The organism is Streptococcus ruminicola, assembly GCF_011387195.1.
GTDB lineage: Bacteria > Bacillota > Bacilli > Lactobacillales > Streptococcaceae > Streptococcus > Streptococcus ruminicola.
Genome location: NZ_CP046919.1, coordinates 1465839 through 1478168 on the forward strand (window position 1 = coordinate 1465839; position 12330 = coordinate 1478168).

Below are 12330 nucleotides of genomic sequence, written 5' to 3' on the forward strand. Positions count from 1 at the left end.
AAATGACAGAAATGCTTAAAGGAATTGCCGCATCTGATGGTGTTGCTGTTGCTAAAGCGTATCTACTCGTTCAACCTGATTTGTCATTTGAAACTGTTACAGTTGAAGATACAAGTGCAGAGGAAGCTCGCCTAGATGCCGCATTGAAAGCATCACAAGACGAGCTTTCTATTATACGTGAAAAAGCAGTAGAAACACTTGGCGAAGAAGCAGCTGCCGTATTTGACGCACATTTAATGGTTCTTGCTGACCCAGAAATGATCAGCCAAATTAAAGAAACTATTCGTGCAAAACAAACTAACGCAGAAGCAGGACTTAAAGAAGTGACTGACATGTTCATCACTATCTTTGAAGGAATGGAAGATAACCCATACATGCAAGAACGTGCCGCAGATATCCGCGACGTTGCTAAACGTGTATTGGCTCACCTTCTTGGTGCTAAACTTCCAAACCCTGCTACAATTGATGAAGAATCAATCGTTATTGCACACGATTTGACACCTTCTGATACTGCCCAATTGAACAAACAATTTGTTAAAGCCTTTGTTACAAACATTGGTGGACGTACAAGTCACTCAGCTATCATGGCTCGTACACTTGAAATTGCCGCTGTTCTTGGAACAAACGATATCACTAGCCGTGTTAAAGATGGCGATATCGTTGCTGTAAACGGTATCACTGGTGAAGTGATCATCAACCCAACAGATGAACAAGTTGCTGAATTTAAAGCTGCTGGTGAAGCATATGCTAAACAAAAAGCTGAATGGGCTCTTCTTAAAGATGCTAAAACAGTAACAGCAGATGGTAAACACTTCGAATTGGCAGCTAACATTGGTACACCTAAAGACGTTGAAGGTGTTAATGCTAATGGTGCAGAAGCAGTTGGTCTTTACCGTACAGAATTCTTGTACATGGATTCACAAGACTTCCCAACTGAAGATGAACAATATGAAGCATACAAGGCTGTTCTTGAAGGCATGAATGGTAAACCAGTTGTGGTTCGTACAATGGATATTGGTGGGGATAAAGAACTTCCTTACTTCGACCTTCCAAAAGAAATGAACCCATTCCTTGGATTCCGTGCACTTCGTATTTCTATCTCAGAAACAGGAAATGCAATGTTCCGTACACAAATCCGTGCACTTCTTCGTGCATCTGTACACGGACAACTTCGTATCATGTTCCCAATGGTTGCTCTTCTTAAAGAATTCCGTGCTGCTAAAGCAATCTTTGATGAAGAAAAAGCAAACCTTAAAGCTGAAGGTGTTGCCGTTTCAGATGATATCCAAGTTGGTATCATGATTGAAATTCCAGCTGCAGCTATGCTTGCTGACCAATTTGCGAAAGAAGTTGACTTCTTCTCAATCGGAACAAACGACCTTATCCAATACACAATGGCTGCTGACCGTATGAACGAACAAGTTTCATACCTTTACCAACCATACAACCCATCAATCCTTCGTTTGATTAACAACGTTATCAAAGCAGCTCACGCTGAAGGTAAATGGGCTGGTATGTGTGGTGAAATGGCCGGTGACCAAAAAGCTGTTCCACTTCTTGTCGGAATGGGGCTTGACGAGTTCTCTATGTCAGCTACATCAATTCTTCGTACACGTAGCTTGATGAAGAAACTTGACACTGCTAAAATGCAAGAATACGCTAACCGCGCTCTTACAGAATGCTCAACAATGGAAGAAGTTCTTGAGCTTAGCAAAGAATATGTTAATGTTGACTAATTAACATGAGAAAGCTTTTAACGTAATGTTAAAAGCTTTTTTTGATGTTAAAAATCAGGAACTCCTAATTGAATTCATTTGAAATGTTATTGTTTTTTCTAATGGAAAAATATACAAAAAAATTATAAAAACAAAATTTTTATCAATTGGAAAAATTCTCTAAATTCTGATTATAGCAAAACATATGTAGGAATTAGAGAACTTTTCTCATTTTGTTAGATATTTTATAATTATAACTATTTGACGGTACAAAGTTTTTGTCTAAATTTTCAGAATTTTTTCGTGTTAAAATATTGAAAAAAGCTAAAAAAGTGATAAAATGGAGTTATCACATTTAAAAGGAGATATCGCTTGACTAAACAATATAAAAATTACGTCAACGGTGAGTGGAAACTTTCTAAAGAAGAAATCAAAATTTACGCTCCCGCAACTGGTGAAGAACTTGGTTCTGTTCCTGCAATGAGCCAAGAAGAAGTAGACTACGTCTATGCATCAGCCAAAGCTGCTCAAAAAGCATGGCGTGCACTTTCATATGTAGAACGTGCTGAATACCTTCACAAAGCAGCTGATATTTTGATGCGTGATGCTGAAAAAATTGGTGCTGTTCTTTCTAAAGAAATCGCTAAAGGTTACAAATCAGCTGTCGGTGAAGTTATTCGTACTGCTGAAATCATTAACTATGCTGCTGAAGAAGGCGTTCGTCTTGAAGGTGAAGTTCTTGAAGGTGGTAGCTTTGATCCAGCAAGCAAGAAAAAAATCGCTATCGTTCGTCGCGAACCAGTAGGTTTGGTGCTTGCTATTTCACCATTTAACTACCCAATCAACCTTGCAGGTTCTAAGATTGCTCCTGCCCTTATTTCAGGGAACGTTGTTGCCCTTAAACCACCTACGCAAGGTTCTATCTCAGGTCTTCTTTTAGCTGAAGCATTTGCTGAAGCTGGACTTCCTGCAGGTGTATTTAACACAATTACTGGACGTGGTTCTGTTATCGGTGACTATATTGTAGAACACGAAGCTGTTAACTATATCAACTTCACTGGTTCAACACCAGTTGGTGAACACATTGGTCATTTGGCTGGTATGCGTCCAATCATGCTTGAACTTGGTGGTAAAGATTCAGCTATCATTCTTGAAGATGCTGACCTTGACTTGGCTGCTAAAAACATCGTTGCTGGTGCTTATGGATACTCAGGACAACGTTGTACAGCTGTAAAACGTGTTCTTGTTATGGATAGCATTGCTGACAAATTAGTTGAAAAAGTTTCTGCACTTGTTAACGACTTGACTGTTGGTATGCCAGAAGATAACGCTGATATCACTCCACTTATCGATACAAAAGCTGCTGACTATGTTGAAGGTCTTATCAAAGATGCTCAAGAAAAAGGTGCTAAAGAAGTTATCTCATTCAAACGTGAAGGTAACCTTATCAGCCCAGTATTGTTTGATAATGTAACAACTGACATGCGCTTGGCTTGGGAAGAACCATTTGGTCCAGTCCTTCCATTTATCCGTGTAAACTCAGTTGAAGAGGCTATCGAAATCTCAAATAAATCTGAATATGGTCTTCAAGCTTCTGTATTTACAAACAATTTCCCATTGGCATTCAAGATTGCTGAACAACTTGAAGTGGGTACTGTTCACATTAACAACAAAACACAACGTGGTACAGATAACTTCCCATTCCTTGGTGCTAAAAAATCTGGTGCTGGAACACAAGGTGTGAAATATTCTATTGAAGCTATGACAACTGTCAAATCTACTGTATTTGATATTGCCAAATAATAGATAAAAGGTTAGAACATTGTTCTAGCCTTTTTGTTTTTTCAGAAATAGAAGGAAGGGAAGTTGTTCTTTTTTTGTAAATTTTTAGAAATTATTTCTTTTTTCTAATATTTTTACACTTTAAATTATGAAAACGCATACTTTTTTGGTAGAATGAAATTAACCATACAATAGGAGGTAGAAAATGGTAACACGTAATCAATTTTCAACTTTAGAAATGCGCAAATCAAGTTCGTATTTTTCTGCATTAAAAACTATTGTCGAAACAGCATTTTATGAAAACCAGGTTCACCCAATTAAAACCTTGGAAGAAGCTTACCAGTTGGCTTCAAATGCTGCAGGTACAGTGATTTTAGACATGCCTGTCATTCATACTAAGGAATTGGGACTGCCTTCCTATGCTCGTGTGTTGTTAACAAATTCTGGTGCAGTCGTTGGACGAACAGCTAAAGCCCGTCGAATTTTTGGCCAAGACGAAGATGAAGATGAACGTTTGCTATCCATTGTTAGAAGTGCAGTTTATCAAGCGCATCGTCGTCAATTTTACAAAGCTGATGCTATTGTAGGGTTAGATGAAAAATTCATGGTACGCGCCCATTTGATGGTGCCAGAAGAAGAAGTCAATAATCTCTATTCATGGTTATTGAATTTTCAAATTCTAGATGAAGAATTTAAAAATCGTTTGAAAGTTTCTAAGGTTTACAATGAGGATGATATTTTTGTCTTCTTTAATCCAAGATGGTCTCATCCAGATTACCCAGATGGTTTGGTCTATTTTGATACTAATCACAACTGTGTAGCTATTTTAGGACTCAATTATTTTGGTGAATTGAAGAAAGCGACTTTGACACTTGCCTGGGGAACAGCTGCACGTAATGGTTACGTGTCATGCCACGGTGGTTTGAAGATTTTCCAAGGAAAAGAAGGTCAGAAGGATTATGTAGCTTCATTCTTTGGTTTGTCAGGTTCAGGAAAATCTACTTTGACTCACGCTAAACATAATGGAAAATATGATATCAAAGTTTTGCACGATGATGCCTTTGTCATTTCTGAAAAGGACGGTTCATCAATTGCACTTGAACCATCATATTTTGATAAAACAAATGATTACCCAACAGGTCATCCTGAACAAGATTTCTTTGTGACAGTTCAAAACTGCGGGGTGACTTTGGATGAAAATGGTCGTAAAAAATTGATGACAGAAGATATCCGAAATGGTAACGGTCGAACGGTTAAATCTCGTTTTGCGACACCAAATCGTGTTGACCATATCGAAGAGCCGATTAATGCCATCTTTTGGATTATGAAAGACGATTCTCTACCTCCATTGATTAAGGTTAATGACCCTCTCATGGCAGCAACGATGGGATGTACCTTGATGACTAAGCGTTCAAGTGCTGAAAATATTGAAGGAAATAAACAAACACTTGTCATCGAACCATTTGCCAACCCATTTAGGGTTTATCCGCTCGTTGAAGATTATCAAAAATTCCGTTCACTATTTGAAGGAGATGTGGATTGCTACATCATCAACACAGGTACTTACATGGGACAAAGTATCCCAAAAGAAGTTTCTTTAGGTATCATTGAAAAGTTAGTTGATGGTGATGCAGAGTTTAAAGATTTTGGACCAATCGAAGGTTTCCAATATTTGGATTTGGCAGAATACCCTGTTCATCATTTTGACAGCAAGTATAAACAACTCATCCGTTCACGTATGCAGTTCCGTTTGAATTATTTGCTTTCATTCAACCAAAACAACCCAAAACTTGCTTTGCCAGTTGAAGCTATTTCACGTTTGGAAAAAGTCATTAATAATTTGAAATAATTTTTCTAATCCTTGAGAGAAATCTCAAGGATTTTTTATGCTTTTGAGTGAGGTATAGAATTTACTTATATGTACTTATAACAATAAAAAATATCATAAGATATAGAATTTTCAGAAAATATGTTGAATTTATTTTTTGTTTGTGTTTTAATGTGTTTTATATTGGTTGAACCAGTATGTAAAACTTTTTTTGGAGGTTTATTTATGGGTAAAAAAGAACGTTTCTCGTTGAGAAAGTACAAGGTCGGATTGGTTTCTGTGCTGATTGGAGCAGTCTTCTTAGCGGGGCATGTAGCAGCAGATGAGGTTAATTCTGCGGTACAGCCTAATCAGGTGGGAACAGAGCAAGTTGTTCAAGTAGTTGATAGCAGTCAGGCGGTAGATGAAACTCAAGTTGAGCTTGCTACAGAACAAACATCAGAAGTTTCGTCTCAGACTGTTAATCAAGGTGATGTTACTTTGTCTGACAATCAAGAAGCAAGTCTTCCTGCAGAAAATGAAGTGACTGACAACACTCAAGATAAAATTAGTACTGTCAGCAATCAAACACTTGACACGACACCACAGCAAGAAGAAAGTCAAGCTAAACAACCAGAAACTCCACAAAGTATTGATACAGATGAGCAAATCAAAGTTCCAGAGGTTTGGGAGAGCGGCTATAAAGGTCAAGGAACTGTTGTAGCAATCATTGATTCAGGTTTGGATGTTGATCACGATGTTTTGCACATCACAGATCCGTCAAAAGCAAAATACAAGAGTCAAGAGGAAATGGATGCAGCTAAAGCTGCAGCAGGTATTACTTACGGAAAATGGTTTAACGACAAAGTTATTTTTGGTTATAATTACGTTGATGGAAATACCAATTTGAAAGAGGGAATTGAAGATTCTCACGGTATGCACGTAACAGGTATTGCAACTGGTAATCCAAGTCAAAAAGCAGGAAATGAGTATATTTATGGTGTTGCTCCAGAAGCACAAGTCATTTTCTTGCGAGTCTTTTCAGATTTGAAAAATACAACTGGTCCGGCATTGTATGTTAGAGCAATCGAAGACGCTGTTAAGCTTGGAGCTGATTCTATTAATCTAAGCCTCGGTAGTACCACGGGTTCAACAGCAAATATTGAAGAGAGCCTGCTTGAGGCTATTGAAGCAGCCCAACGAGCAGGTGTAACGGTTGTTATTTCAGCAGGGAACGATGGGGCATTTGGTGATGGTCAAAAACCTTTTGCTGAAAATATTGATTATGGCTTAGTTGGCAATCCTTCAACAGCAAAAGGAGCCATTTCAGTTGCATCTTATAATAGCGATTATACCAGAGGTCAAGCTGTTACATTTGTTGGGATGGAGAATAATGCGGAATTAAACTACGGAAGATGCCCATTTTCTGACCCAAATAAAAGTGAAAAGAAATTTGAAATTGGTAGAGATTATGACTATGTCTACGTAGGTACAGGTACAGCAGAAGAAGTGCAAGGAGTTGATTTAACAGGAAAAATTGCTCTTATTAAGCGTGGTGGTTTAACCTTCTCTGAAAAAATTGCTAACGCTATTGCTCAAGGAGCTGAAGGAGTCGTTATTTTTAACAACGACCCTCAAGGAGCAAATATCAGCATGTCTCTTGATGATACAGCTGTTGCTATTCCAGCCGTATTTATTCCATATAAATTTGGTAATGCTCTTGCAAACGGTAATTATAAAATTCGTTTCAATGGTAATCTTGAAAAATTTGATAATATTGAAGCTGGGCGTTTTTCAAGTTTTAGTAGCTGGGGATTGACAAGTGATGGTGAGCTAAAACCTGATGTTTCAGCACCAGGAGGAAGCATTTATTCATCGTTTAATGATGGTCAATACGGTTTGATGAGTGGTACAAGTATGGCTGCTCCTCACGTAACAGGTGTTGTAGCTTTGGTTAAGCAGTACCTCAAGGAAAAATACCCAGAAAAATCAGATGCCGAAATAGCTTACTTGGTAAAAGCTTTGATTATGAGCAATGCTAAAGCGCATTATGATGAACAAGCAGGTGAATTTAGTTCGCCACGCCAACAAGGAGCAGGGCTAGTTGATACAGCATCAGCCATTAGTTCTGGTTTATATCTGACAGGAGATGACGGTTATGGCAGTATCACTCTAGGAAATGTTGGAGATACTTTTAGTTTTGATGTAACTATTCATAACATTAGCGATCAAGATAAGACATTAACCTATGAAACAAATCTTCAAACAGATGCTGTCGAGGATGGTAAGATTACTTTATCACCACGACACTTGGCAACTATCGCTGGTAGAACCATTACTGTGAAGGCTAATAGTTCTGAGAAAGTAACGATTGCTGTTGATGCACGTCAGTTTGCTGAGCTATTAACAAAAGAAATGCCAAGTGGTTATTATCTTGAAGGTTTTGTTCGCTTCTTGGATTCAGTTGATTTTGCTGAAGTTGTCAGCCTTCCGTTTGTTGGCTTTAGAGGTGATTTTCAAAATTTAGCTGTTGTCGAAGACCCTGTCTATAAATTGGTGGCTGATGGCAAAAATGGTTTTTATCTAGAAATTGACGCTGACCATAAAGTTTCTAGTTCTGATGATACGACAGCTCTGCTAACCAATTCGACTGATAGTTCAAAACCAATCGTTCTTGGTACTTATGCCAATAATGCTGGAGACTTTGTCTTGCACATGGATGAAAATGGCACACCACGACTTGCTATCTCACCAAATAATGACGGCAAGCAAGATTTCGTAGCTTTCAAAGGTGTCTTTTTAAGAAATTATACTGATGCTAGCGCTGCGGTGTATGCAGCAGATGATGTCAATTTTGAGCATCCTTTATGGCAAAGTGAGACTTTTTCTGGAGTTAAAAATTATAAGAGCGAAAAAGGTTCAACAGCTCTTTCATCAACGATTTGGTATGGTGATAATCTGGACGGTAAGGACTTGTCAGATGGTTCATACAAGTATGTCTTGACTTACTATCCAACCGTTATTGGTGCACAAGCTCAACATTTAGCATTTGATATTATTGTCGATCGTAAAAATCCAGTTATCACAACTGCAACTTATGATGCAGTTAGCCAAAACTTTAATCCTAGAAAAGCTTTAGATGATGGTTCAGGCGTTTTACGTGGACGTGTTTATTATATTGATGACCATTACACTCCTGTTTATCTTGAACAAAATCCAGATGGTTCGTTTACTTTGCCGCTTGATGCTGCTTCGTTAGAAGATTTTTACTATGTGGTAGAAGATTTTGCTGGCAATACGGAAACGGCTAAAGTTAGTGATTTGGTCAATGTCGGAAATGAAAGTGGGCGCGTTACAATCAACCTTCTTGATGGTCAGACAAATGTTGCAAGTTATGTTGATTATACGTTTATTGTCAAAGACCATGATGGTAATGTTATCACTGATTTGAAGTATTATGGCAATGATTTATCTACAGTTAATTTGCCATTTGGTGATTATACTGTAGAACTTGCACTTTATGATACAGATGCTGCCGAATTAGCTGGTCCAACTAGCCAAATTATTAAGCTTTCAGATGCGGATAGTTACAAAACAGTGAATTTCTATGTTCATACGCGTAATCAGGCAGCATTGGTACTTGATTTTGATAAGGAACTTCCAAAAGGTACAACAGTTTCTATTTCAAATAAAAATGGCAAACTGACAGTTATTCCAGCAGCAAGATATGCTAAGAAAGATTATGGTAAAAACGTATATGTTGGAGACTACACATTAGAATTGCCACTTCCAGTTGGTTATGAGCTTTATGAGGATCCACATTTTACAGTTGTTTATGGAAAACAAAATCATATTGCTTTTAGTATTATTGATAAAACTGCTTTGATTGCGGCGACACAAGCAACAAATGGTATTGAAAATGAAGCGCGTTATTATAATGCTTCACTAGAAAAACTCTTAGCTTATCGAGATGCATTGACAAGCGCGCAAGCCATTTTGTCAGGAAAATACACACAAGTTGAAGTTGATGCAGCACTTCAAACATTACAAGATGCTATTGAAGCTTTAGATGGCAAAACGACAGACTTTAAGGCATTGACTGAAGAAGATAGTCAGTTTCAAGCAGAACAAGAAGACCCAGCTTATTACAATGCTGGAGTCGCAGCACGTACCACTTATGACACTCAGCACCGTAAAGCGAACTTAGTGCTTGCAAAAGGTTCAGTAACTCAAGAAGAAGTTGATGCGACATTGAAAAAATTGAAATCTGCGCGTGAAGCTCTTGATGGAAAGGCAACAGATTTCCGAGCACTTTCAAATCTTTCAGTCAAATCAAAAGTCTTGAAAGTCACATCAGCTAAATATAAAAATGCAAGTGAACCAGCAAAAACAGCCTATAATCAAGCTTTAGTCGAAGCGCAAGCTGTTTTGAGCAACTCAGAAGCAACTCAAGGTGAGGTCGATGCTGCCTTAGCTAACCTAAAAGCGGCAGAAGCTGAGCTTGATGGAAAAGAAAATCAAACCACATCTACTCAAACTGAGTTTAATGATTTCATTCCAAAAGAGGTTATTAGGAGTGAAACACCACCACAATCGATGAGAAGTCAAAGTGCCAGTGAGAAAGGAGGAGAGGTAGTAGCACTAGGGGTTAATAAACGAGGTTTAGCAGGAAAATCTGCTTCGCCACTTAAACAATCCAAAGAGACTGCTTATCTTCCTACGACATCTAGTCAGTCAGAACCATTCTTAGTTTCATTAGGATTTGTAATCTTAGGAGGTGTTTCCCTTATCTGGGAAAAACGAAAATATAAACAAGAATAAAAAATAATGCATAGCCTAGACGGCTATGCATTTTTAGATATTATTTTTTCAAATGTAATTTTTGATTTTTAAGATAAACTTCTGAAACAGGTGCGTATTTTTTGAGTTTTTTCAAGTCTTCTTTGTGGCTGACAAATGTGATAACAACACCTGATTTTCCCATACGTCCTGTACGGCCAGCACGGTGTGTGTAAGTTTCTTTATCACGAGCAACTTCAAAATTGATGACATATTCAAGATTGTCAATATCGATACCGCGTGCCACCAAATCTGTTCCCAGAAGAAGTGAGATATCATGATTCTTGAATTTTTCAAGGATGACTTTACGGAATTTTACGTTGATATCTGAGGCTAAAGAAACAGCAGAAGCACGGTTGAACTGTAAGCGTTCCTCAGCTGCACCGAGGTCTGAAAGGCTATTGAAGAAGACGAGACCACGAAAATCAGGAATGTTTGCGAATTTACGAAGCAATTCAACACGGTCACGCTTGTCAACTGAAATGTAGTAGTGAGCAATCTGGTCAAGTTTTTGGTCAGAAAGATCGATAGTAATCGTATTTTCTGCTAAAACTTCAGGATCAACTTTATCTGTTGCGCTCATGTAAATCATTTGATGGTCGCGTGGCACACGGTGAATGATGTTTTCAACAAAGTGATATTGTGAATCGCTAAGCAATTCGTCAAATTCGTCTAAGATGATTGTATCAACGTTCATCATTTTGATTTTTTTATGTTTAACGAGTTCGAAGACACGACCTGGTGTTCCGACAAGAATTTCAGGACCTTTTTTCAAACGTTCGATTTGACGTTTTTGGCTTGAGCCAGAAATAAAGAGTTGTGTAGACAGGTTTAATGGCTCAGCCCATGTTTTTGTAACTTCAAAAATTTGCCCAGCCAACTCGGTATTTGGAGCTAAGATAAGCAATTGCTGAGATTTTTTAGGCTTTAATTTTAGAAGTGCGGGAAAGAGATAAGCTAGGGTTTTACCAGTACCAGTTGGGCTAATACCAAGAAGGTTATCTCCTTGTGAAATTGGTTCAAAGACTTGTTTTTGAATGTCTGTTAGTTCAGAAAAGCCTGCTTCTTTTAGTTGGTCTTGCCATACTTGTGGAAATTGTGAAATCATAGTTTTCCTTTTCTATGTTTTAAATCTTTATTTCATTATAACATAGAAAAAGCGAAGTTTTTTTATTTAAGGGGCAAGTAAGGGATTTCAATGTTTGAAAAATTTGGAAAAAGTAGTAGAATAGATAGGAAATATTTTTTATTTGGAGTAATAAATGCGTAAAAAACCTATTATTATTGGTGTGACTGGTGGTTCTGGAGGCGGAAAAACCAGCGTTTCTAAAGCAATTTTGGCAAATTTCCAAGATCAAAAAATTGCTATGATTCAACACGATTCTTACTATAAAGATCAAAGTCACTTGACTTTTGAAGAACGTGTATCAACTAACTATGACCACCCACTTGCTTTTGATACTGATTTGATGATTGAACACATCAATGAATTGATTGCAGGTCGCCCAGTAGATATTCCAATTTACGACTACACACTACACACTCGTAGTGAAAAAACATATCGTCAAGAACCTCAAGATGTTATCATCGTTGAAGGTATCTTGGTTCTTGAAGACAAACGTCTTCGTGATTTGATGGATATTAAACTTTTTGTTGATACTGATGACGATATCCGTATCATCCGTCGTATCAAACGTGATATGGAAGAACGTGGTCGTAGCCTTGATAGTGTTATTGAACAATACACTTCTGTGGTTAAACCAATGTTCCACCAATTTATCGAACCAACAAAACGTTATGCTGACATCATCATCCCAGAAGGTGCTTCAAATGTTGTCGCAATCGACCTTATCAATACTAAAATTGCTGCAATTTTGAAAGAAAATGAAGAATAAGTGAAGGGCTGGAAAATCCAGCTCTTTTTACTTTTAGTAATTATTTTCAGAAAATTTGTTTTATTTAGATTATTCTGTTGACTTTTACCTTAGAAAGGGGTATTATGTTAAAAAACGAAAAACATCGAAGGGAAAATAAGTCAATGACATTCGCAACAATGACAGTCTTGCTATTGCGTAATGAGGGCTAGTGCAGCATAAGCATTAGTCCTGTTTGGCTTACCAAGCGGGATAAAAACATCTCGCTTGACCGTGAGATGTTTTTATTTTTATCTTATTGTTTTTGCTAGAA

General features: G+C 37.7%; 6 protein-coding genes. 5 read left to right on the plus strand and 1 reads right to left on the minus strand.

What is annotated here, in order from left to right; translation table 11 throughout:
* The first annotated feature begins 2 nt into the window (after positions 1 to 2).
* The 4 genes from ptsP (at position 3) to GPZ88_RS07580 (ending at position 10125) form a co-directional block, all read left to right on the plus strand.
* Positions 3 to 1736: a phosphoenolpyruvate--protein phosphotransferase gene (gene ptsP / locus GPZ88_RS07565; protein WP_074559642.1), complete on the plus strand. Its 1734-nt coding sequence runs from the start codon at positions 3 to 5 to the stop codon at positions 1734 to 1736.
* Positions 1737 to 2087: 351 nt separating this feature from the next.
* On the plus strand, positions 2088 to 3518 hold the full coding sequence (locus tag GPZ88_RS07570; RefSeq protein WP_074563359.1) for an NADP-dependent glyceraldehyde-3-phosphate dehydrogenase: 1431 nt from the start codon (positions 2088 to 2090) through the stop codon (positions 3516 to 3518).
* A gap of 184 nt (positions 3519 to 3702) precedes the next feature.
* Positions 3703 to 5346 carry a phosphoenolpyruvate carboxykinase (ATP) gene (locus tag GPZ88_RS07575; RefSeq protein ID WP_157628850.1) on the plus strand — a complete coding sequence of 548 codons (1644 nt, stop codon included), beginning with the start codon at positions 3703 to 3705 and terminating at the stop codon, positions 5344 to 5346.
* 204 nt (positions 5347 to 5550) lie between these two features.
* Positions 5551 to 10125: a S8 family serine peptidase gene (locus GPZ88_RS07580; RefSeq protein ID WP_166043907.1), complete on the plus strand. Its 4575-nt coding sequence runs from the start codon at positions 5551 to 5553 to the stop codon at positions 10123 to 10125.
* Between the two features lie 40 nt (positions 10126 to 10165).
* Here the strand turns inward: GPZ88_RS07580 and GPZ88_RS07585 are convergent, their stop codons facing one another.
* On the minus strand, positions 10166 to 11251 hold the full coding sequence (locus GPZ88_RS07585) for a DEAD/DEAH box helicase (protein WP_166043909.1): 1086 nt from the start codon (positions 11249 to 11251) through the stop codon (positions 10166 to 10168).
* Positions 11252 to 11405: 154 nt separating this feature from the next.
* Between GPZ88_RS07585 and udk the strand changes: the two genes are divergently transcribed.
* Positions 11406 to 12038, plus strand: coding sequence for a uridine kinase (udk, locus tag GPZ88_RS07590; protein WP_039697172.1), 633 nt, complete (start codon positions 11406 to 11408; stop codon positions 12036 to 12038).
* The last annotated feature ends 292 nt before the right edge of the window (positions 12039 to 12330 follow it).

Coding starts and splice junctions, on each gene's coding strand:
- ptsP (WP_074559642.1), top strand. CDS start 3: ATGACAGAAATGCTTAAAGGAATTGCCGCATCTGATGGTGTTGCTGTT.
- GPZ88_RS07575 (WP_157628850.1), top strand. CDS start 3,703: ATGGTAACACGTAATCAATTTTCAACTTTAGAAATGCGCAAATCAAGT.
- GPZ88_RS07585 (WP_166043909.1), bottom strand. CDS start 11,251: ATGATTTCACAATTTCCACAAGTATGGCAAGACCAACTAAAAGAAGCA.
- GPZ88_RS07580 (WP_166043907.1), top strand. CDS start 5,551: ATGGGTAAAAAAGAACGTTTCTCGTTGAGAAAGTACAAGGTCGGATTG.
- udk (WP_039697172.1), top strand. CDS start 11,406: ATGCGTAAAAAACCTATTATTATTGGTGTGACTGGTGGTTCTGGAGGC.